Origin of the sequence: Mesorhizobium sanjuanii, assembly GCF_002529485.1 — a bacterium.
Classification (GTDB): Bacteria; Pseudomonadota; Alphaproteobacteria; order Rhizobiales; family Rhizobiaceae; genus Mesorhizobium; species Mesorhizobium sanjuanii.
In genome coordinates this window covers 57643-79591 of sequence record NZ_NWQG01000042.1, presented here as the reverse complement: position 1 = coordinate 79591, position 21949 = coordinate 57643, and the positions used below count along the sequence as shown (strand labels likewise).

Sequence of the window (21949 nt, the reverse complement as noted above, 5' to 3'; positions counted from 1 at the left end):
AAGTAGATATGACCATGCAACCCAACCCGACGCTCGACCAGCTTCAGATCCTTGTTACCGTCGCCGACACCGGCAGTTTCTCGGCCGCTGGCCGCAAGCTCAACCGCGCGCAATCCGTCATCAGCTATGCCATCGCTAATCTGGAAGCGCAGCTTGAGTTAAAACTCTTCGAGCGCGAGGGCACGCGCGAGCCGCAATTGACCGATGTCGGTCGCGCAACGCTGGAAGATGCGCGCCGCATGGTTGGCGTGTTGCAGCGCATCCGCTCTCGCGTCGACAGCTACAAGCAAGGCCTCGAGGCTGAAGTCGCCATGTCGGTCGACGCAACGCTGCCGTCACCGGTTCTGGTCCGGGTGTTGAAGGCGTTCGAGGCGCAGTTTCCAACCGTAACGTTGCGCCTGCATATCGGCACACTTGGCCTGATCTCCGATCATGTCGTCAATGGACAGGCCGATCTTGGCATTGGTGGCCTGCTGGGCGAGGTCGACGCGCATCTTGTGCGCATCGGCTTCATGTCGATGGTGCCGGCGGCCGCGCCCAACCATCCGCTGGCGCTGCTTCCCAAGCCAGTGCCGCTCGAGGAGGTGCGCGAACACATCCAGCTCGTCGTCTCCGACCAGTCCGAGCGCACCAAGGGGCGCGACTATAGCGTCTTCGCCTACCGCACCTGGCGCCTGACGGATGTGCGGACCAAGCATATGCTGATGCGCGAAGGACTAGGCTGGGGCGGCTTGCCGCGATGGCTGATCGCCGACGATCTGGCCAGCGGCCGGCTGGTGGAACTCGATCTGGAGCCTTACAGCGAGGTGCGTTCGCCGCTTTATGCCATGCATCGGTCTGACCGCAGCCCGAAACCGGCGGCGGCCTGGCTGATCGACCAGTTCAAGCGCCAGCTTGGCTGTTTCAACGAGTTCGAGCCGGGCGAGGTGCCTGATGAGGAGACAGCCCATCAATCAACGCCATGAGAACGGTGCGATAGTCGTCGGCTGAAGAGCCGGCCTCGACGGCCAAGGCAGCACGGTCGAAGGCGGCGGCGAGCAGCGCGGTCAGTGCCTCCACCGGCAACTTCACCATGGCCTGCGCTCGCATCGCCGCGACAAGGCCTTCGCGCAAGGTGCGGTTGCCGTGGCGATTGTCGATCTCGTCCATGGCAGCGCGGCCGAGCACGGCCGGTCCGTCAAGCAGCAACAGCCGCGTGCGGCCGGGCGCGCGCATTGCGGCGAGGTAGGCATCGGAGCCGGCAATCAGGGCGTCGCGGGCAAACAGCGAGGGCGGCGAGGCGCGCTCGATCTCTTCAGCCACTACCGCCGCCTCCTGCTCGACCACGGCGGCAAACAGCGCCTGCTTGTCGGCAAAATGGTGGTAGAGCGCGCCGCGCGTGACGCCGGCCGCGGCGACGATCTCCGGCGTGCTGGTCTCGGCATAGGATTTTTCGGTGAACAGTTTGCGTGCCGCCGCGATGAGGTCGGCACGCGTCGCTTCGGTGCGATCGCGGTTGGAGCGCCGTATGGATTTCTGTTGCATACATACAGCCTGTATGTTAGTTGCATTTACATGCAGACTGTATGTTATCTAGCGGGAGAAAGAAAGATGAAGACGACGAGCTATTACCCGGTGCTGATGACGGGCGACGTGGCCGGCACAAAAGCCTTCTATGTCAAGCACTTCAGCTTCAAGCCGCTGTTTGCAAGCGACTGGTATGTGCATCTGCAATCGGCCGAGGATCGCCGCGTCAATCTCGGTATCGTCCATGGCGATCACGAGACGATCCCGGAAGAGGGGCGTGGCCGCACGTCGGGCCTGCTGATCAATTTCGAGGTCAGGGATCCGGACGCGGTCTACGAACGCATCCTCGCTGCCGGCCTGCCGATCCTGCGATCCTTGCGCGACGAACCCTTCGGCCAACGCCATTTCATCACCAAAGACCCCAACGGCGTGCTGATCGACGTGATCAAGCCGATCCCGCCGAGCGCGGAGTTCCTGGCGCAGTTTGTCGAAGGGGCGGCGGGAGCCTGAACGATGACGCTGGCAGGAACTGGCGGCAGAGGCGAGGTGACAACTGCGGTCGCGTGACCGGCGGGCATTCGCGGTCTATGGTGAGCCTGGCAAACTCGGACCCGTTCCATGCGTGAAATCTGCCTTGTCCGCGCACCCTCCAATCTTGGCCTTCGTCCGCTGCGACCGGGTCATGTACCGGGGACGTGGCGCGCACCGCAGGCGCTGACCGAGGCCGGCTTGATCGAGGTGCTTTCGCCCGCCAACGTGGTCGACCTCGATACGCCAGCCTACAGCACCGAGCCCCAGCCCGGCACCCGGCTGCGCAACGGTAACGCGATACGCAGCTTCAATCTTGAGCTTGCGGAGATCGTTGCCGGTGCCCTCGGACGGGGCGCGTTCCCGCTGGTCGTCGGCGGCGATTGCGCGATCCTGCTCGGCGCGCTGGCCGCGGCGCGGCGTTCCGGTCCGTTGGCGCTGGTCCATGCCGACGGCCACAGCGATTTCCGCCATCCCGGCAATTACGACATCAACGCCTCACTTGGCTCGGCCGCCGGCATGGACCTTGCGCTTGCCACTGGACGCGGCGAACCGTTGTTGACCGACTGGCCGGGCATTGTCGGGCCGCTTGTTGCGGACGAACAGGTGATCCAGATCGGCGAACGCGAGAACCGTGACCCCGACTTCGCCTGGCCGGACATCAATTCGACCGCGATGACACTGATCGACGTCTTTGCCGCGCGCGAGCTTGGCGCGGCAAAGGTGCTGGAAAAGACCCGGGCCACGCTGGCGCGAACCGGCTGGCCGTATTGGGTGCATTTCGATGTCGATGCACTCGACCAGACGGTGATGCCGGCGGTGGATTCGCCAGGCAGTCCGGGCATCGACCCCGACGATCTCGTCGTCATCCTCGCGGCGCTGGTGGCGGATCCGCGCTGCGCCGGAATGGACATGACCATCTTCGATCCGGACCTCGATCCGACAGGCGAGTTGGCAGTGCTGCTGGTTTCGCTGCTGGGCCGGGTCTTTGCGCTGAGCGAAGTTAGCTCCTTGCCACTGGCATCACCGTGACCTGAGCAATGCCGGAGCGGCGCACGACCGTGCACAGCGTTTCACTGCCGATGCGTTCGGCATCGAGCATGCGCACGAGGTCGTCGACGCCGGTCACCGGCCGGCCGTCGATAGCGGCGATGATGTCGCCCTCCTTCAGGCCCGCCCTGGCCGCCGGGCTGTTCTTCTCGACGCTGCGCAGCCGCACCGCCGTGCTGCTCGACACTTGCGACAGAAGTGCGGCGCGGCGCGGCAGATTGGTGGTGTCCGCCGAAACGCCGATGAAGGCGCGGCGGACGCGGCCGAAGCGGATGATCTCCGAAATGACGAAATTGGCGGTGTTGGAGGCAACCGCGAAGGCGATGCCTTGCGCGCCATGGATCATGGCGGTGTTGACGCCGATGACCTCGCCCGCCGAGGACACCAGCGGCCCGCCTGAATTGCCGGGGTTGAGGGCGGCGTCGGTCTGGATGACGTCGTCGATCAGGCGGCCGGTTGACGCGCGCATCGAGCGGCCGAGCGCCGAGACGACGCCCGACGTGACGGTCCATTCGAAGCCGAGCGGGTTGCCGATGGCAATCGCAATCTGGCCGCGCCGCAGCCGCTTGGAATCCCCCAGCGGCGCGACGTCAGCAAAATTGCCGTCTGCCCGCACCAGCGCGATATCAGTGTCCGGATCGCGGCCGAGCACACGGCCTTCCCGCGAGGCGCCGTCCGGCATCGAGACGCGCACCGCGCGCGCATCGCCAACGACGTGGAAGTTGGTGACGACCAGCCCGTCCTGGGCAATGACGAAGCCGGAGCCATGGCCGCCGGCGCCGCCAATGCGCTCGATGCGGCACACGGCCGGACCGATGCGGTCGACAGCATCGGCGACCGTCGTCGAATAGGCATCGAGGAGGTCGTCGTCGGGTTGGAAGTTGGCGGCGGTGAGGGCCATGGGTGGGCTCCGTGTTTTCAGGCTTTATCGTGACTATATGTGCGGAGCGGTCCGTGCGGCCGCGACCTGACCACATGGCCAGTCAAACCGGCAACTAGCCGTCAGGCGAGTATCCGCCACCACGCAACCGAGCGATATCTGGGGCATGAAAGAACCCAGGAGACAGTAATGAGCGATTTCAACCTGAGTGCGTTTTCCGACGCCATTGCCGATATCGCCGCCAAGGCTGCGCCGGTGACGGCGAGCCTCACCACCCACCATCACCGCACGGCCACCGCCTTCCATTGGCGCGACGGCTATTTCGTCACCGCCGAGGAGGCCGTGGAAACCGGCGAGGAGATCGAGCTGACGCTGGCGTCGGGCGAGACGGTGAAAGCTGAACTGGTCGGCCGGGATCCTTCGACCGGTGTCGCGCTGCTGAAGCCGGCCGCCGCCGCTGATGTGCTCTCGCTGGCCAGGGCGGATGCGGTGCGGCCTGGCAATCTGGCCATCGCCATCGGCAACAGCGAAGGTGGCGCGCTTGCCGTGTTCGGCACGGTCGGCGAGGTCGGTCCGGCCTGGCGCTCGATGCGCGGGGGCACGATCGACCGGCGCATCAATCTGGCCGTCAATACCGGCGGCCGGTTCGAGGGCGGCCCGGTGCTCGATGCCAAGGGCGAACTGATCGGCATGCTGCTGTTCGGGCCGCGCCGGCGGGCGCTGGTCATGCCCTACGAGACGATAGAGCGGGCGGTGGCGACGCTGCGCGAGAAGGGCCACGTGGCGCGCGGCTATCTCGGCGCCGGCCTGCATCCGGTCCGCGATCGCGACGCCCATGGCGCGATGGTGATGAGCCTCGACGACAACGGTCCAGCAAAAGCGGCTGGCCTTTCTCTCGGCGACATCATCGTGGCGTGGAACGGCGAGACAGTGCATGGTCCGCGCGACCTGATCCGCAGGCTTGGGCCGGACAGCGCCGGTGCTCCGGTAACGCTCGGCGTGGTGCGCGGCGGCGAGCAACGTGACGTCGCGCTAAGGATCGGCGAGAAGCCGCTGAGCTGAGGCATCCATGGCTGTTGAGGCGATCATAAGGGACAGGACCGCAGATGGCGTGGTCGCGGAGCGGAGGCTGACCGTGCTGATCGCGCTTGGCGATGCGGCGCATGCCGAGCACCTGTCCTCGGCGCTCGCCGCGAGCGGGGATCTGCTGCCGGTCACGGCCGGCAGGAGCGATGGCGGCGAGCGAGCGGATGTCGCTGTCGTCGACGAAGAGGGCCTGCAAGGCCGGACCATCGGCCCCGGCATACCTCGGGTGTTGCTCTCCCGGCGGACCGGCCACGAGCCGCGCGCCGATAATCTTTTCGCCGTTCTGCCGACGGCGGCCGACGATCTGTTGATCGCCGCGGCTGTCCGGCTTGCTGCGGCCGGTTACAGGATTTCGGGCGGGACCCGACGCGTACCTGGCCGGCATGATGATGATTTCGCTTTCCACGACGGCGACGCACTGGACGAGGAGCCGGTCGACGATGGAACCGTTCGGCCGGCGCTTTCGCCGCGCGAGGGCGAGGTGCTGGCGCTGCTGGCCGAAGGCGCGCCCAACAAGGTGATCGCGCGCCGGCTGAACATTTCCGTGCATACGGCGAAATTCCATGTCGCGGCGATCCTGATCAAGCTCGGCGCCGCCAATCGCACCGATGCGATCGCTATCGCCATGCGGCAGGGCCTGGTGCTCGTCTAGGGCATGTCGATGTTCAGGTGATGCCGGCCTGACCTGAATCTCGACATAGCCTGGTCTCATATTGCCTTAGCCTACGCTGCGTAACCCGCCTCGGGCGTTGTTGGGCCTTGCGTAGCGCTTGCCTGCCGCGCAAAGCTTCGCGCCTGTGATGCTACATAGGGAGGCGGAGGAAAAATGTCGCTCAAGGGAAAGACGCTGTTCATCTCCGGCGGGTCGCGCGGCATCGGCTTGGCGATCGCGCTACGCGCCGCGCGCGACGGGGCCAATGTGACGATCGCCGCCAAGACCGCCGAGCCGCATCCGAAGCTGCCCGGCACGATCTATACGGCAGCGCAAGAGATCGAGCAGGCCGGCGGCAAGGCGCTGCCGGTGCTTTGCGACATACGCGAGGAAGGGCAGGTTGCCGAGGCGGTCGCCAGGACGGTCGAGACGTTCGGCGGCATCGACATCTGCGTCAACAATGCCAGCGCCATCCAGCTCACCGGCACGCTGGAAACCGACATGAAGCGCTACGATCTGATGCATCAGATCAACACGCGCGGCACCTTCCTGGTTTCCAAAATGTGTATACCGCACCTCAAGTTGGCCAAGAATGCTCACATTTTGAATCTGGCGCCGCCGCTCGACATGAAGGCCAAGTGGTTCAAGAACCATGTCGCCTATACGATGGCGAAGTTCGGCATGTCGATGTGCACGCTGGGCATGAGCGCGGAGTTCGCCAAGGACGGCATCGCCGTCAATTCGCTGTGGCCGATCTCGACCATCGACACGGCGGCGGTGCGCAATCTTCTCGGCGGCGCAACGGTGGCGGCGATGAGCCGTTCGCCCGACATCATGGCCGATGCAGCACACGCGATTTTCATGCGGCCGGCGCGCGAGACGACCGGCAATTTCTACATCGACGAGGAGGTGCTGCGCGCCGAGGGCGTCAGCGATTTTTCAATCTACGCGCCCGATGCGACAGGCCCGCTCGCCGGCGACTTCTTCGTGCCGGACGAGGTGTTTGCCCGGACGGATACCAACATCAAAAGCATCTACTGACGGCCATCTCATTCCTCGGCCGTCTTGCCCTTGCCCAGGCCCATCAGCCGGTCGATATAGGCGAGCATGAACGCCGAGAGAACGAAAGCCAGGTGTATGATGGTCAGCCACATCAACTGGGCGGTCGTGTAGGAGACCGAGTTCAGGAACACCTGCAAAAGGTGGATGGACGAGATTGCGACGATGGTCGAGGCGACCTTGACCTTCAGCGAGCCGACATCGATCGTGCCCAGCCAGTGCACCTTGCCGTCATTCTCATCGAAGCGGCTGACAAAGTTCTCATAGCCGGAGATGATGACCATCACCACCAGCGAGGCGACGAGTGCGGCATCGATCAGGCCAAGCATCTTCAGAATGGTGTCGGTGTCGCCGAGCATGAGCGCCGTCGAAGCGAATTCGAACAGCTTCTTGCCGAAGGACACGGCATAAATTGCCAGTGCCAGGCCCAGCCCGATGTAGAAGACGACGAGCAGCCAGCGCGAGGCGAGAATGATCGATTCGATGGCGAGTTCAAGACGTTTCATGAAATGCTTCCGGCCAAGCTCTTTTGATCTCGTTTGGGTCGTATTTCGGCCAGGCTGGCGCTGTTTGCAAGATCCGCCGCTCAAAAGAAAAACCCCGCCGGAAAGGGCCGGCGGGGCTCATGTGTCCCGCTGGAGTCGGGACAGGGCAGGGAACGCCCTGTCTGGAATCTGGGGTGGCTGCGCTGCGATTCAATGAGTCTGGTCAAATCGCGGCTCAATTCTTCTTGAGCTTTAAGCGCCCATCCCGCCGGCGCGGGATGGGCTCTTTTGCTGCCGTTCCGATTCCAGAAGCCGGCTTATGCTACTGGAACGGCTGTCTAATTCGCGCTGGCGACCGGCGCCACCAGCGAGGTGATGCGGCGGATGGCGACACGACGGTTCTCGCGGTTGGGTCCTGCCGTGTCGACCTTGAGATACTCCTCGCCATAGCCCTGCGTCGTCAGGTTCTCGGGCGGGATGCCGAAGGCATTGGTCAAGGCTTCGGCGACCGCTTCGGCGCGCTGGTCGGACAGGGCAAGGTTCGCTTCCGGCCTGCCGACGGCATCGGTATGGCCTTCGATCAGGAAGGTTTCCGCTGGGTTCTTGGCCAGCAGCTTCTCCATGGCGGTGGCGACACCCTCCAGCTTCTGCACTTCCGTGTCCGAGATCGAAGCCGAACCGAATTCGAAGTTCAGCGTGTCGAGGTCGACGCGACGGGCAATGTCGCGCACGCGGGCCGAGCGCTTGACCTCGTCGATCGAGTAGAGGCGCTGGACCCTCTCGACGGGTGGTCGTTCGAGGAAGGTGTAGTAGTCGTCCGGATCCTCGACGCCCTCGGAATCCAGAATGTAGTCTCGGCGCGGGATATCGAGCCGCATTGGCGGCAGGTCGTCGCCGGGGTCGCGCCAGTCGCGCACATCCTCATAGTGCCGCTCGTCGACATAGTTCAGCACATATTCGCGGCCATCCGGCGTGATGCGCGAACGCCGGATGACGTCGCCATTGCGGTTGCGGATGGTGACGACCTGGTTGCCATTATCTCGCACCACGGTTTCGCGGGTGCGGCCCCGCGGCAGATCCTCATAGTAGACATCCTTGGCGCCGCGATTCATGCGGGGGCCGTCATTGCTCTCGACGATCGTCTGGTTGTTGAATTGGATGATGACGCGGTTGCCGATTTCCTTCAGCACGTCGGCGCCCTTGGGACGCCGACGGTCGCGAATATTCTCATCGGGACCACGCTCGACGCGCTTGCCCTTCTCCTGCGTCACCGGAACGATCTTCTCCGGCTGGATCTCCTGCTGGGCTGCCTTGTCGTCGGCGGGAGGCGGTCCCTCTTCGACCGGAGCAGGCTTCGGGGTTTGTGGCTGATCGCCGGCCTGCTGCCTGGGCTGGTTGCCTTGCTCGTCGCCTGCATTTTGGCCATTGTCCTTGCCGCCCTTGCGCCTGCGCTGGGCATCTTTCTGGCTGTCCAGAATGGGGGCGGCGTTCGGATCGGTCTGGGCCTCGCCCTGGGCCGGAGTCTCGCCCTGGGCCGGTTGTTCGCTGGTCACCGGCTGCTGACCATTGGCGGGTTGTTCAGCCGTCGACGGCTGTTCTCCAGTGGCCGGCTGCTCGCCCGTCACCGGCTGTTCGCCGACAGGCTTCTTGCCTCGTTTTTTCCTGTCTTGGGGCTGTTCGCCCTGGGTGGGCGCCGCCTGCTGCTCGGGCTGAAGCGGTTCGGCCTGAGGAGCCGGCTCGCCCGCGGGTGCTTCCTTCTTGGCCGGCGCCTGTTCAGCGGGTGCTGCCTCGATCTGCTGGTCCTGCTTCTTCTTACGCAGAGTGGCCGGCCCGTTGTCGTTTGCCGGTGCTGGCTGTTCGGCGGGAGCCGTTTCGGTTTGCTGCTGCCGGTCGCGCTTCTTCTTGCGTGGCTGCTGCTCGTCGACTGCGGGAGCTGCCTGTTCGGCGGGGGCCGATTCGGTTTGTTGCTGCCGGTCGCGCCTCTTCCTGCGTGGCTGCTGCTCATCGATTACGGGGGCTGCCTGTTCGGCGGGGGCCGCCTCGATCTGCTGCTGCCGGTCGCGCCTCTTCTTGCGCGGTTGCTGCTCATCGATTGCCGGGGCGGCCTGTTCGGCGGAAGGCGATTCTGTTTGCTGCTGCTGGTCGCGCCTCTTTTTACGCGGCTGCTGCTCGTCGTTTGCGGGGGCAGCCCGCTCAGCAGGTGCCGATTCGGTTTGCTGTTGCTGATCGCGCTTCTTGCGAGGCTTCTGCTCCGGCTCTGCCTGCTGTGCGCAGGCTTCGCCTTCGCAATCCGATTGCGCAAGGATGACCGGTGCCGCGGTCTGCTGCGAGAGGCCGAAGGTGGCGCTGCCTTGCAGCGGGAACGCGCCCAACGGCGCGGATGCCATCAACAGGCCAAGTGCCGTGCCTGCCAGTACCCGTGGTTGGCGTTTCATCTGAAATCTCCTTGTGGCGTCCCATCCCGGCCCAAACTGTCGTCAACCGGATTGGTTCCGGTTTGCGGGCACTAACGGCAGGGAAGGGCGGTTGACCGGCATTTTGAGGGCGACTTCGTGTTCTTCGTATGGTGCATGGTCGCATTTCGCTGTGCCGCCATGCTTGACCTTGAAGCGGGTGGAGGCCACATCCCAACAATGGAAAAGCCGTTCTGGAAAACCAAGACGCTCGAGGCGATGACCCCGGCCGAGTGGGAGTCGCTTTGCGACGGCTGCGGCAAATGCTGCCTGTCGAAACTCGAGGATGAGGACACCGGCGAGATCTATTGGACGAGTGTCGGCTGCCGGCTGTTCAACGCCGACACCTGCCGTTGCTCAGACTATGCCAACCGGCTGGCGCGCGTCCCGGACTGCGTCGGGTTGACACCGCAAAATGTGCGCACCATCACCTGGCTGCCGAAAACCTGCGCCTACCGGCTGGTCGCTGAGGGGCAAGACCTCTACTGGTGGCACAGGCTGGTGTCGGGAAATGCCGAGACGGTGCATGCGGCCGGCATCTCGATCCGTGGCCGGGTTAGCGCCAGCGAGACCGAACTCGCCGAGCCCGACGATTATTTTGAGCATATGCTGGACGACGAGCCCTAAAGCGGGCTGCATTTGAACGGATTCATGCGATGCGCTTTAAGATCTTGCTTTTATGCATGTCGCTAATGCAAACCGCTACGCACGCTCGGGTCAAGCCCGTGGGCATGCTTTTGCAGTAGGGACGAGCCTTTCGGCCATCCGGAACCGACTGCGCAACGGGGCGTTTCCATCCAGATTGTTCAATACGGTGACAGGCTGCGAAACTGCCCGCTAATTTTGTTGTTGTCGCCCCTCTTATTGCCACATGAACCGGAAATGAACGGCTGGTTCGTAAGAAGTTCAGATACGCAAGCGCATTCTTCGCTCATCGGTTCGAGCAAGACTTATCGGTTCGATCAAGACGGGCGGAAGCCCTCAACAAGGAGAGAAGACAATGTTCAATAGGATCAAGACGGTGACCCTCTCGGCCCTTATCGGCCTCGGTACGCTTGCCGCGGTTCCCGCCCATGCGGACAGCATCTATCTCGGCTTCGGCAACAACAACGAACCTCGCGTCGGTGTCTATACCGGGGACGATGATGGCTACCGCCGCGACCACCGCCGCGACCGCGACTGGCGCCGGTCCTGCTCGCCGGAGCGCGCCGTTGGCAAGGCCGAGCGGATGGGCGTGCGCCGTGCCCGCCTCATCGACATCAACCGCCGCACGGTCAAGGTCGCGGGCCGCCAGTACGGCGACCGCGTGGTGATCGTATTCGCCAACGAGCGTGGCTGCCCGATTCTCCGTCGCTAGGCGTTCAGGCAGGTTCGCCCGGCCGGCAGCGGCGGGGAACTTCTGCGAAGATCAGTCCGGAGACGCGACCTTCTTCGAAGGCCGGTCTGTAGTGGAGCCCCTTTCCGCCAGGACGGAAGGGTGCGGCTCAAAAAAGAACCCGGAGGACCTGTCCTCCGGGTTCTTTTACGCGACGACAATCGCGGTCAGGCCGTTCAGGCGCTGATCACTTCAGCTCGAATGTGACAGTGACCTGCACGGTATAGGAATTCTCGCCGGCCTGCACCGGAACCGATGCCCGTTGCACGTCGAAGGCCTTGGCGTTGATCGGCATGGGCGCCGGCGCGATGTTCTGGTCGGTGATTTCCAGCACCCGGCCAATGCTCACGCCGGCAGCTTCGGCCAGCGTCTTGGCCTTGGCCATGGCGTCGGCGACTGCCTTCTTGCGGGCTTCGGTGACCGTGGCTGCGGGGTTGTCATTGGTGAAGGTGATGCCGCCACCCTGATTGACGCCGAGCGAAACCGCCTTGTCCAGGATCTCGCCTGTCTTGTCGACGTCGCGCACGCGCACCGACAGCGTGTTGGTGACCTGGTAGGCGATGAGTTCGGCCTCCTGGCTGCCGTCCGGCTTGTTGGTGTAGTTGTAGCGCGGGTTGATCTGAATGCCTGCGGTCTGCAGGTCGCGGTCCTTGATGCCGGACGATTTCATCGCCGCGATCACGGCGGCCATGGCGTCATTGTTGGCGTCGAGCGCGGCGCGCGCTGTTTTGGCTTCGCGCATGACGCTGAGCGTGAGCAACGCCAGGTCGGGAGCCACCGTCGCCTCGCCCTCGCCTGAGACAACGATGCGGGGCGGGGGTTGCGTGTCGGCAGCGCCGGCTACCGCCGGAAAAGCGATCGCGGCAGCGAGCGCCAGGGGCAAAAGATGTCTGGTCATGAAAACTCCTCAGTCTGCGATCCAGCCGCTTTCGTCGACTACCGCATCGGCCCGAAAATCCGGAAAGCCCGATGCGTAGATTCAAAGCGCTAGAGCGTACTTACTCGTCCAATTGGACGCACGCCGCTCTAATGCGCGAATATGGGCTGATTTGGGCAATCTCGGCTACCCCACCTGGAAGGCCTTGTGCGGCTCGGGGAAAAACATTAATCCAGCCGCGTGTGGGGCCTGTAGCTCAATGGTTAGAGCCGGCGGCTCATAACCGCTTGGTTGGGGGTTCGAGTCCCTCCGGGCCCACCATTCAGTCCGCCAGTTTTGGCGTTCTTTCGACCGTCTCAAAATAGTGTCGACATTTCCGTAGGTTAGCGGCGCCTTCGCGGCAATGCTTGGCGGAGACGCCACCTTCCTGGCCCAGAATGCCCCGAATTCGGGGGCCCGTCTCTCCAGGCCCATTTCCGTAGCCAACTGTTTGGAAAAGCGATGCTCGGCTGATGATCGGAATCAAGGCCGAGAAGGGCAGACTGATCGGGCCAGGAGAGCGGAAGACCTGAGAGCCGCGACAACCGATGGGCCGTCAGTTCGACTGGCTGGTTGCCGGCGATGATCTTGGACACGATATTGGGCGAAAGAAACGCCAGCGGCAGCAGCCTGCTCACCTCAGAGACGGTCGTCGCGTTAAAGCCGGCGATCTCTGTCAGGCTTCGGCCAGAGCCATCTGTAAGTTGATGGAGATAACGCTGAGAGCGTTGCACCACGTCGATCAACCCGGCGTCAGGTTCAGCGCTATTGGACGAGGCATCTCCTAGTACGATGCGCATCTCGACACCACGTCGCTTGATGTCGAACGGGCATGTGATCGACAGGGTTTCGGCACCGCCATCAGATGGCAATGCTCGATCGAGCAGATGTTCGACGAATACCCGGCAATCAATGTTGATCGTTAGTTCTTTCTGACCAAGCGTGATGCGACGGACCAGTTTCTGCAGCAGCGATCGCTTATGGTCAGCAGTGTCGGAGGTCCAGGCGGCCTTGATCTCAGTCGCGCGACGCATCGCGTTTTGAATGTCGGCTGCGCTTCCCCATCGCTGAATCAAATCAGCGATTTGGCCATGGTCGCTGAGAATGCGATTCAGCTGATGCTCAACAATTGATTCAACGGCATCGGCGGGAAGACGCCATCCGTCGGAGTTGCCGCGTCGCTTATCAACGAACTGTCTTGAGACGTAGTAGCGATAGCGGACGCCGCGCTTATTGGCATGCACCGACCTGAGTTTTTGGCCATGTCCGTCAAAGAGCAGCCCGGTAAGGAGATGGTGCTGGGTGACGTTTGACGTACTCCTGCGTCGCGGCGCCTGAGTGGCCAAAAGCGCTTGCGCCTCATCGAACACCGGACGTGCGATGATGGGCTCGTGCTCGCCGTCGTGGATCTGGTCCTTGTGCTTGATCATACCGATGTAGATCGGGTTCGAGAGCAGGTGATAAAGGTTGCCGCGGCCGAATGGCATCGTGACGGAAACGGTCCCATCCCGGCGCTCGCGGGTTCGAGTGACGAGGCCATCGCGCGCGGCCTCGTCGGCGAGGTCACGGACTGACTTTAGAGCGAGGTAACGCTCGAAGAGGTATCGGACGATCTTCGCCTCGGCGTCGTCGACGACAAGCTTGCGGTGCTCCACGCGATAGCCGAGTGGCACGACACCCCCCATCCACATACCCTTCTTCTTGGAGGCCGCGATCTTGTCGCGGATGCGTTCGGCTGTGACCTCCCGCTCGAACTGCGCGAAGGACAAGAGCACATTGAGCGTAAGCCTGCCCATCGATGTGGTGGTATTGAACTGCTGGGTGACGGAGACGAACGACACCGAACTTGCATCGAAGATCTCGACGATCTTGGAGAAGTCCATCAGCGAGCGGGTGAGGCGGTCGATCTTGTAGACGACCACGACATCCACCTTCTTGTCGCGGATGTCTTGGAGCAGCCGCTGCAGGGCAGGGCGCTCCATCGTCCCACCTGAAATGCCGCCGTCGTCATAGCGATCTGGAGCAAGCTTCCAGCCAAGGCCAACCTGGGAAGCGATGAAGGCAAGGGGCGCGGGCCGCAACGATGATACGCTCATGGAACGCCCATTCTTCGTCCGTCATCAGGTCTCGTGCCAAGCTGGTCTCCATCGCAGATACCAGCTTGAATCACATCCAGTCCGACCCGGGAATCCCTTTTGTCAACACGACCTAGGAGGGGTCACAACGTCGGGCTGCTGTTTTGTAGCGAGTGCGAATTTGGCCATACCGCAGCTTGATGCACGCAAGCTATGCCATTCTCAGATTTAGCTCGCCGCGAGTAAGCTCTGCAACAAAGTCGACAAATGCCTTGATGGCGCCGTTCATGCGTCGCGTACCCGAATGAACGGCCTGGATCGGAAAAGGCTGCGGGGCGTAGGCGGTCAGGAGAGGCACCAGCGTGCCCGCGTCGATGTCATCGCAGAATATCCAACGCGGGCCTTGCGCCAGTCCCAAGCCGGCACGCACGGCGGTGTGGACGGCGTCGGCATCGTTCGTGCGCAGAGCGGCGGAGGGTACGATCTCGACTTGACTCCCGTCGACCTCGAATTTCCAGGTCTTGGAGTTGCCTTGGAACATGAACGGCAGGCAGGCGTGGTGCTGAAGATCTTCAAGCCCCCGCGGTTTGCCATAGCGTTCAAGATAGCCCGGGCTTGCGACGACCACGGCGGTCACGCTTCCGATTTGGCGCGACAGAAGGCTTGAATCTGCGAGGTTCCCGATCCGGATGGCCACATCAATGCCGTCCCCGACAAGGTTCAGGTAACGCTCGGAGACTTGGAGATCGATGGAGAGATCAGGATAGCGCTGGAAGAAATCCGGCAGGTTCGGGACGATGAGCCTACTGGAAAAGACCGCCGGACAGGTGACCCGTAGCCGCCCCCTTGGTGAGGTCTGCCCGGACCGGATGCGATCCTCCGCCGCGTCGAGATCGGCGAGCATGCCGACGGAGAAGTCGTAGAATTCTTGTCCTTGCTCGGTGATCGTCAGACCGCGGGAATTGCGCCTGACGAGGGTACCTCCAATATGCTTCTCAAGCGCCGACATCTCCTTGCTGGCGGTAGACTGGACGACTCCTTCAGCCTTGGCCGCTCGGGAAAAGCTGCCCGTTTCAACAACGCGGACGAAGAGCCGCATCCTGCCGATCTGATCCACGTGTACCTCCGAGACATGAATTCCAAATAGGAATTCATAGTATTCCATTATTCCGTATTGGAAATACATTCAATCATCCGACATGACAGAAACGGGCGCCACCGGCAGCCCAACACCGTTCAGAAAGGATTTTGTTTTGGGAAGGCTCGAAGGAAAGGTGGCCGTCGTCATCGGCGGGACAACAGGCATGGGGCTGGCGACAGCGAAGCGGTTCGCCGAGGAAGGCGCCTATGTCTTCGTCACCGGGCGGCGCCAGGACGTGGTCGACGAAGCTGTGCATGCCATCGGAGAGAGCGCCGCAGGCGTGAAGGGCGATCTAGCCCGCCTCGACGACCTCGATAGGTTGTTCGACACGATCGGCCGGCAAAAAGGGCATATCGACGTGCTCTTCATCAGTGCCGGCGCCGGGCATATGGGCGAGTTCGTCGCTACGGTCACACCCGATGTCTTCGATCACACGTTCAACGTCAACACGCGCGGCGTGCTGTTTGCGGTGCAAAAGGCGTTGCCGATCTTCCGGGACGGCGGCTCAATCATCCTGAATAGTTCCATCGCGCATCGGAAGGGGATGCCCGGCGCCAGCGTCTACAGCGCAAGCAAGGCTGCCGTCCGCGCCTTCGCGCGCGGCTGGACGATGGAACTGAAGGAGCGCAACATCCGTGTGAACGTGATCAGTCCCGGGCCGATCGACACGCCATTCACCCAGCCGGCGCCCCAAGCCTGGAAGGACGCGATGACTGCGGCCGTCCCGCTTGGCCGCTTCGGGCAGCCGTCCGAGATCGCGGCCGCGGCCTTGTTTCTCGCCTCCGACGAGTCGAGTTATATCACGGGCATCGATCTCTGCGTCGATGGCGGGCTGACGGCAGTCTGATGCCTTTCGCCGATCCATCGTGTTGTGCGAGGGGCTCAGCCTCCGCGCAACTCCTCGACAACCTCGACGAAGGCCGCGAGATGGGCGGGCACTGGACGCCGCGCTGGGTAATATAGTTGGAATTCCGGGTTCACCGGCATCCAGTCCTGCAGGACGGCCAAAAGCCGTCCTGCAGCGATATGTTCCGCGACCTCGGCTTCCGCGACATAGGCCAGTCCGACGCCAGCCAGAGCAGCCCGGGCGATCAGGCCATGATTGTCCAGACTAAGCGACCACGGCACATCGGCCTGCAAGACCTCGCCGCCCCGTTCGAACTCCCATTCATAAGGTAGACCACTCGGCCAGCGAATGCGGATACATGTGTGTTCCTGCAAGTCGTCGGGATGACGCGGGCGCGCGTGCGCCGCGAAATAGCCAGGCGAGGCGACGACGACGTTCCGCAGACGCCGGCCAAGGGAGACGGCGGCCATGTTGGGGGGCATCGCACCTTGCGTCCGGACGCCTGCGTCGAAGCCGGACTGCACGATGTCCACCAGCCGACCCTCTGTCACGATGTCCACTTTCACGTCCCGGTGGCGGCGCAGGACTTCGTTGACAAATGGCACCAGCAACTGATGGCCGCCCGCGATGGAGCAGTTGATGCGCAGCGTGCCTGCGGGTGCACCGTCCACGCCGCGCGCGACGGCGGTCGCAGCGTGAATTTCGGCCAGAGCCGGGGCGATCGCGCGCACCAACTCGTGCCCGGCCGCGGTCAGATCGACGCGCCGAGTTGTCCGGTCGAACAGCCGGACGCCCAGTTCGTCTTCAAGCCCGGCCACAGCATTGCCAATGGCGGTGGGCGAGGCGTTCAATTCCCGGGCCGCGGCGCGGAAGGTCTTGCGGCGGGCAACCGCAACCACGGCTTCGAGTTCGATCAGCTTTGGCGCTCGCATTATCTTATTTTCCGCGTTTCTAAAAACATCTTTGCTCCAATTGTTGAGATAATCAATGCCGCATAGATAGGGACCGACCGGAGACGGCCAAGCCCGTCCAACGTCCCGATCCTGTCGAGAAACGAGCGGAGAGAAACATGACCGCCAGAGCGGAAGAGACTTTAGGCACGGCCCGGATAATGCTGGGCCACTCGGACATCAGCTTCCGGCCGATGGGGCTTGGTTGCATGGGCATGTCCCAGTTTTATGGGGTCGCCGACGACAGCCAGTCGGTCGAGACCATCTGTGCCGCGCTGGATCTGGGCGTAAGCTTTCTCGACACCTCGGACTTCTATGGCGCCGGCAATGCCCTGACCGGCGCCGAGAGCCCGGGGTTCGGACATAATGAAGACCTCATCGGCCGCGCTGTCGCGGGCCGCCGCGAAGATGCCGTCGTCGCCACCAAGTTCGGCGTCCAGCTCGATCCCGGCGGGGACGGCCCCGGCTTCATGCTCAATGGCCAGCCCGATTATGTCCGGGAGGCCTGCGAGGCCAGCCTGCGGCGGCTGAAGGTCGAGACCATCGACCTCTATTACGCCCATCGGGTCGATCCGAACGTCCCGGTTGAGGAAACAGTGGGTGCGATGGCCCGCCTGGTCGAACAAGGCAAGGTGCGCGCAATCGGTTTGAGCGAGGCTACGTCGGACGAGCTGCAGCGCGCCCATGCCACCCATCCGATCAGCGCGCTGCAATCGGAGTATTCGCTGTGGGAGCGGAATGTCGAGGCGAACATCCTGCCGGCCTGCCGCGCACTGGGCATCACCTTCGTGCCCTATTGCCCGCTGGGACGGTCCATGCTGACCGGGGAGGTCAAGACCGGAACGGCGTTCGGCCAGGGCGATTTCCGCGCCATGGATCCGCGCTTTGCCGCGGACGCCATGGCGTCGAACCTGGCGCCTGTCGAGGTCCTGGTGGCCCTGGCGGCGGCCAAGGGCGCGACGCCCGGCCAGCTTGCCCTCGCCTGGCTGCTGGGACAGCCGCAAGCGATCGTACCGATCCCGGGAACCAAGCGCGTCAAATATGTGAAAGAGAACTCCGCCGCGACCAATATCGCCCTCAGCGCGGATGAAATTGCCTATCTCTCAGCGGCCTTCGCGCCAGAGAAGATCGCCGGCCGCCGTGCCACGACCGCCTGAGCCACCGGGGTGTAGCGCCCCTAGTCCGATCTGCCACATGAAGCGATCCGCTCGCTAAGCCCCGTTGAGTGCTGGGCCGCGGCTTTCTCGAAACAACAACAATCAACAAGGAGAACATGCAGAAGGGGTTTAGATACGGCTTCAACTGGAAGGTGGACAGGCTGAAGCTCAAGCATACCGGAGCGTCCCGGAAGGACCTTGGGCAATCAACGATCAAATTCCGTCCCTTATTTGAGCGAATCTATGCGCACAGCGACGCCACTTCGGGCCAGTATTGGCTTTGCCTTCCTCATCATGCTCGCCGTAGTGCTTTATGTGGCAACTCTGCCGCCGCCGTTGATCGTGCAAGGTCAGGTGTCGGCCGATGAGATCGACATCAGCCCGCGGGTCTCGGGGCGGGTGACCCGGCTCAATGCCGATGTCGGCGACAGCGTGAAGCAGGGCGGTGTGCTGGTCGAGCTGACCAATCCCGAGCTGAGCGCGGCGCTGGCCGCCTCGAAGGCCGCGCTGACCGTGGCGGAGTCCAATCAGCGCAATGTCGAGACGGTCCGGCCCGAGACGGTGACAGCGCAGAAGGCACAGGTCGCGGCCGATCAGGCCGATGTCGATCTTTCTCAGTCGTCCTACAGCCGCCAGCAGAAGCTGCTCTCGACCGGCAACACGCCGCAGGCCGATCTCGATCAGGCGACGCGCAATCTGCAGGCGGCACTGAAGAAGAAGGAGGCTGACGAGGCCGAACTCGCCCTGACCATCGAGGGTGCGAGTGCCGAACAGCGCGCCCTTGCCGAGGCCCAGGTCAAGCAGGTCGCCGCCGCCGTGGCACAGCAGGCGGTGGATGTCGACGAGCTTCGCATCGTCGCGCCGATCTCGGGAGAGGTGACGACGCGGATCGCCGAGCTGGGCGAAAACTTCTCGCCCGGTGCGCCGCTTTATGCACTGATCGATCTGCAGAACAGCTGGATGACCTTCAACCTGCGCGAGGATCTGCTCGCCGGTCTGAAGGTCGGCGATACGTTCCGGGTCGATATCCCTGCGCTCGGCGCCAAGGAAGTGGCGGTCAAGGTGACGGTCATCAATGTCGAGGGGCAATATGCGACGTGGCGGGCGACGCGGGCCACCGGTGATTTCGATCTGCGCACCTTCGAGGTCCGTACCAAACCGGTGGAGCCGCTGACCGGACTGCGCCCCGGGATGAGCGTCATCGCGCATTGGCATGCGCGGACCAGGTAGATGCGGGGGCCCCGGCAGCTTCGTCCTGGTTTCTGGCGCGTCTTTTTGCGCGAGATCGACGGGCTGCGCCGGCGGCTCTTCCTGCTCGCCCTGACCACGCTGGTGCCGATCCTGCTGATGGTGCTGCTTAGCACGATCTTCAGCGCGGGCCTCGCCACGCGACTGCCGATCGGGGTGCTCGATCTCGACGGCTCCGATCTGTCGCGCAGCATCATCCGCGCGGTCGATGCCACGCCCGAGGCCGCCGTCACCACGCCGGTCAGCGATCTCGCCCAGGGCAAGGCGCTGATCCGGTCGGGGGCGATTCACGGGCTCTTGATGCTTCCGCAGCATCTCAAGCGCGACGTTTATGCCGGCCGCCGGCCCGATGTCGTGTTCTTCTACAACACCCAGACCCTGACCACAGGCAATACCATCCTGCGTGGCGTCAACGCGGCAGTTGCCACCGTGGAGGCGGGGATCAAGGTCGCGCTCAGGACCTCCGAGGGGCAACCGGTCGATGTGGCCGAGGCGGAGCTGAGTCCCGTTCCGGTGCAGGTGAACGCGCTTTTCAATCCGACGCTGAGCTATATCGCCTTCCTGCTCAACACCGTGGTGCCCGCGGTTCTGCAGGTTATCATCGTGACGAGTTCGGCCTATTCGGTCGGGCTGGATGTGGAGACGCCGCACCGGCTGCGCAGTCTGAGGCGGCTGGGGGGCGGGCTGCTGCCGGCTATGGCTGGCAAGATCCTGCCCTATACTTTGCTGTTTCTCCTGGTGCTCGGCCTCTCCGATATCGTGCTTTTCGGTGTTCACGGCGCGCCGTTGCGCGGGAACCGCGCGCTGCTGGTGTTCGCCGGCACACTGTTCATCCTGGCCTGTCAGTTCCTCGGCACGCTTCTGGCGCTGGTGCTCAGGCCCACGGCGAAGGCGGTCAGCATCGGGTCGCTTCTGACCGCTCCGGCCTTCGGTTTCATGGGGATCGGCTTTCCCAGGATCGCGATGAACGGGTTCGCGTTCTATTGGGGCAGCATCTTGCCCGGCACCTGGTATCTGATGGCGCGGATCGACCAGACGGTTCGGGGCACGCCGGTAGATCTGTCGCTGCGCCCGGTCCTGGCGCTGGCGGCGATGGTGCTGGTTTTCGCGGGGCTGACCGCGCTTGTGCTGGAGGTTCGCCGCATCCGGTTGCGGAACGCCGCGCCCCAGCCGCAGTCAGCAGCCGCGGCATGATCGCCGTTCTGCGCGCCTGCCGGAGCGAGCTGTCCCGGATGCTGGCGCTGGCTCCGGTCTTTTCGGTCCTGATCGTCGCCTCGGTGATCTATGCCGGGTTCTATCCCCAGCCCTATCTCAACGAGGCCTTGCGCAACGTTCCGATCGCTGTCGTCGATCAGGACCGGAGCGCGGCGAGCCGGCGCCTCACCCAAGCGGTCGATGCCAGCGCCGATGTCGCCGTCACCGCGCAATTCTTCGACATGCCGAGCGCCGAGCGCGCGGTTTTCGCCCGGCAGATCTACGGCATCCTGCTGATTCCGCAGCATTTCGAGCGTGACCTGCTGCATGGCAGGCCGTCGCCGGTCGCGGTCTATGGGGATGCGAGCTATCTCCTGATCTATCAGCGGGTGGCAGGGGCGGTGTCGGCCGTGGCCGGGACCATGGGCGCCGAGGTCGAGACAGCGCGGCTGATCGCCGAGGATGTCGATCCGCGGATCGCGGGTGCCGCCGTCGATCCGATGCCGCTGACCGCCGTGCCGCTTTTCAACCCCGAGGGTGGCTATGCGACCTATATCCTGCCCGCCGCCTTCGGCCTTATCGTCCAGCAGATCCTGCTGATCGCCGTTTGCCTGCTCGGGACCCTCCCCGCATCTCAGACACCGGTTGAGCCCGGGGATACCGCCGCGCCCCTAATCGGGGCGGTCGCGAGCGTCCTCGGCAGGCTTCTCGCTTATCTCCTGGCCGAATGTATCCTGCTGCCGACCTATCTGATCGCCTTGCCCTATCTCTACGGCCTGCCGCATCTGGGAAGTCCGCTGGTCCTGATGGTCTTCGCGATGCCCTTCGTGCTCGCCATCGGCGGGCTCGGCATGGTCCTCGCACGGATCTTCCGCCACCCCCTCACCGCCCAGCTCGCCACCGCTGCGATCGGGCTGCCGCTGTTCTTTCTCACCGGCTTCTCCTGGCCCGCCGAGGCGATCCCGCCGGCGCTGCACAGGCTCTCTCTGCTGATCCCCAGCACCTCCGCGGTGCCGGCCTTCGTCCGCATCACCCAGACCGGTGCCAATCTCGCAGGGGTCAGGCCGGAGTTCCTGACCCTCTGGGGCCTCGCGATTGCCTACGGCGGGGTCGCGATGCTGCTCCAGCGTGGGGCACGTCCATGGGGCGCGGCGGATCCGCGGCCGAACGCCTGAGCTTCGCACCTGCCCCCTGTGCCTGTCGGCAGATGCGACGCAGCCGCTAAACAGTCAGTGTCGGTGATGTGATCTCATAACGTACCCTTTCCCGAGACGATGACGTTCTTCAGCGTGTATATGTGCGAGCCGTCGCGGGGCGCGCTGCGGGCGGGCATAGTGAAGCCTCCGT

General features: G+C 63.7%; 21 protein-coding genes and 1 tRNA gene. 14 read left to right on the top strand and 8 right to left on the bottom strand.

Going from position 1 to position 21949, the window contains the following annotated elements:
* The first annotated feature begins 14 nt into the window (after window positions 1-14).
* A complete protein-coding gene (locus CN311_RS07860; RefSeq protein WP_097572762.1) occupies window positions 15-965 on the top strand; it encodes a LysR family transcriptional regulator in 951 nt (316 codons plus the stop codon).
* Here CN311_RS07860 and CN311_RS07855 read toward each other — a convergent pair.
* Window positions 904-1524, bottom strand: a complete 621-nt coding sequence (locus CN311_RS07855; RefSeq protein WP_097572754.1) for a TetR/AcrR family transcriptional regulator — start codon at window positions 1522-1524, stop codon at window positions 904-906. The two genes, CN311_RS07860 and CN311_RS07855, sit on opposite strands and share 62 nt — an antisense overlap.
* A gap of 66 nt (window positions 1525-1590) precedes the next feature.
* Between CN311_RS07855 and CN311_RS07850 the strand changes: the two genes are divergently transcribed.
* Both CN311_RS07850 and CN311_RS07845 read left to right on the top strand, forming a co-directional pair.
* Entirely contained in the window at window positions 1591-2016 is a 426-nt protein-coding gene (locus CN311_RS07850) for a VOC family protein (protein ID WP_097572753.1), read from the top strand.
* Window positions 2017-2124: 108 nt separating this feature from the next.
* Window positions 2125-3066, top strand: a complete 942-nt coding sequence (locus tag CN311_RS07845; protein WP_208866453.1) for an arginase family protein — start codon at window positions 2125-2127, stop codon at window positions 3064-3066.
* Here the strand turns inward: CN311_RS07845 and CN311_RS07840 are convergent.
* Window positions 3038-3985: a S1C family serine protease gene (locus tag CN311_RS07840; RefSeq protein WP_097572752.1), complete on the bottom strand. Its 948-nt coding sequence runs from the start codon at window positions 3983-3985 to the stop codon at window positions 3038-3040. The genes CN311_RS07845 and CN311_RS07840 overlap by 29 nt on opposite strands.
* 168 nt (window positions 3986-4153) lie before the next feature.
* On the opposite strand from CN311_RS07840, the gene CN311_RS07835 reads away from it, so the two are divergent.
* The 3 genes from CN311_RS07835 (at window position 4154) to CN311_RS07825 (ending at window position 6743) form a co-directional block, all read left to right on the top strand.
* On the top strand, window positions 4154-5026 hold the full coding sequence (locus CN311_RS07835) for a S1C family serine protease (protein ID WP_097572751.1): 873 nt from the start codon (window positions 4154-4156) through the stop codon (window positions 5024-5026).
* A 7-nt stretch (window positions 5027-5033) separates the two neighbouring features.
* Window positions 5034-5702 (top strand): response regulator transcription factor, encoded by a 669-nt coding sequence (locus CN311_RS07830; RefSeq protein WP_097572750.1) that lies wholly within the window; start codon window positions 5034-5036, stop codon window positions 5700-5702.
* 174 nt (window positions 5703-5876) lie between these two features.
* Window positions 5877-6743: an SDR family oxidoreductase gene (locus tag CN311_RS07825; protein ID WP_097572749.1), complete on the top strand. Its 867-nt coding sequence runs from the start codon at window positions 5877-5879 to the stop codon at window positions 6741-6743.
* 8 nt (window positions 6744-6751) lie between these two features.
* Here CN311_RS07825 and CN311_RS07820 read toward each other — a convergent pair whose 3' ends face one another.
* Both CN311_RS07820 and CN311_RS07815 read right to left on the bottom strand, forming a co-directional pair.
* Window positions 6752-7267 carry a TIGR00645 family protein gene (locus CN311_RS07820; protein WP_097572748.1) on the bottom strand — a complete coding sequence of 172 codons (516 nt, stop codon included), beginning with the start codon at window positions 7265-7267 and terminating at the stop codon, window positions 6752-6754.
* 317 nt (window positions 7268-7584) lie between these two features.
* Window positions 7585-9681 carry an OmpA family protein gene (locus CN311_RS07815; protein ID WP_097572747.1) on the bottom strand — a complete coding sequence of 699 codons (2097 nt, stop codon included), beginning with the start codon at window positions 9679-9681 and terminating at the stop codon, window positions 7585-7587.
* 198 nt (window positions 9682-9879) lie between these two features.
* Between CN311_RS07815 and CN311_RS07810 the strand changes: the two genes are divergently transcribed.
* Window positions 9880-10326 carry a YcgN family cysteine cluster protein gene (locus CN311_RS07810; RefSeq protein ID WP_097572746.1) on the top strand — a complete coding sequence of 149 codons (447 nt, stop codon included), beginning with the start codon at window positions 9880-9882 and terminating at the stop codon, window positions 10324-10326.
* Between the two features lie 373 nt (window positions 10327-10699).
* Complete coding sequence (locus CN311_RS07805; RefSeq protein WP_097572745.1) at window positions 10700-11056, top strand: hypothetical protein; 357 nt, start codon at window positions 10700-10702, stop codon at window positions 11054-11056.
* A gap of 205 nt (window positions 11057-11261) precedes the next feature.
* Here CN311_RS07805 and CN311_RS07800 read toward each other — a convergent pair whose 3' ends face one another.
* Window positions 11262-11972: an SIMPL domain-containing protein gene (locus CN311_RS07800; protein WP_097572744.1), complete on the bottom strand. Its 711-nt coding sequence runs from the start codon at window positions 11970-11972 to the stop codon at window positions 11262-11264.
* A gap of 224 nt (window positions 11973-12196) precedes the next feature.
* Here CN311_RS07800 and CN311_RS07795 point away from each other — a divergent pair.
* Window positions 12197-12272 (top strand) — tRNA-Ile (locus CN311_RS07795).
* A gap of 62 nt (window positions 12273-12334) precedes the next feature.
* Here CN311_RS07795 and CN311_RS07790 read toward each other — a convergent pair.
* Together CN311_RS07790 and CN311_RS07785 are read right to left on the bottom strand one after the other, a co-directional pair.
* Window positions 12335-14086 (bottom strand): recombinase family protein, encoded by a 1752-nt coding sequence (locus tag CN311_RS07790; RefSeq protein ID WP_097572743.1) that lies wholly within the window; start codon window positions 14084-14086, stop codon window positions 12335-12337.
* A gap of 190 nt (window positions 14087-14276) precedes the next feature.
* Window positions 14277-15182 (bottom strand): LysR family transcriptional regulator, encoded by a 906-nt coding sequence (locus tag CN311_RS07785; protein WP_165779626.1) that lies wholly within the window; start codon window positions 15180-15182, stop codon window positions 14277-14279.
* Between the two features lie 136 nt (window positions 15183-15318).
* On the opposite strand from CN311_RS07785, the gene CN311_RS07780 reads away from it, so the two are divergent.
* Window positions 15319-16053 carry an SDR family NAD(P)-dependent oxidoreductase gene (locus tag CN311_RS07780; protein WP_097572760.1) on the top strand — a complete coding sequence of 245 codons (735 nt, stop codon included), beginning with the start codon at window positions 15319-15321 and terminating at the stop codon, window positions 16051-16053.
* Window positions 16054-16088: 35 nt separating this feature from the next.
* On the opposite strand, the gene CN311_RS07775 is transcribed toward CN311_RS07780, so the two are convergent.
* The gene (locus tag CN311_RS07775) at window positions 16089-16985 is read right to left on the bottom strand and encodes a LysR family transcriptional regulator (RefSeq protein WP_097572741.1); all 897 of its coding nucleotides are present in this window, start codon (window positions 16983-16985) and stop codon (window positions 16089-16091) included.
* Between the two features lie 137 nt (window positions 16986-17122).
* Here CN311_RS07775 and CN311_RS07770 point away from each other — a divergent pair, with 137 nt between their 5' ends.
* From CN311_RS07770 to CN311_RS07755, 4 genes are all read left to right on the top strand, one after another.
* Window positions 17123-18160 carry an aldo/keto reductase gene (locus CN311_RS07770; protein ID WP_097572740.1) on the top strand — a complete coding sequence of 346 codons (1038 nt, stop codon included), beginning with the start codon at window positions 17123-17125 and terminating at the stop codon, window positions 18158-18160.
* A 243-nt stretch (window positions 18161-18403) separates the two neighbouring features.
* A complete protein-coding gene (locus tag CN311_RS07765) occupies window positions 18404-19390 on the top strand; it encodes an HlyD family secretion protein (RefSeq protein WP_097572739.1) in 987 nt (328 codons plus the stop codon).
* 45 nt (window positions 19391-19435) lie between these two features.
* Window positions 19436-20602: an ABC transporter permease gene (locus tag CN311_RS07760; protein WP_245440779.1), complete on the top strand. Its 1167-nt coding sequence runs from the start codon at window positions 19436-19438 to the stop codon at window positions 20600-20602.
* On the top strand, window positions 20599-21777 hold the full coding sequence (locus tag CN311_RS07755) for an ABC transporter permease (protein ID WP_097572737.1): 1179 nt from the start codon (window positions 20599-20601) through the stop codon (window positions 21775-21777). Before CN311_RS07760 ends, CN311_RS07755 begins: the two co-directional genes overlap by 4 nt.
* Window positions 21778-21949 lie beyond the last annotated feature (172 nt).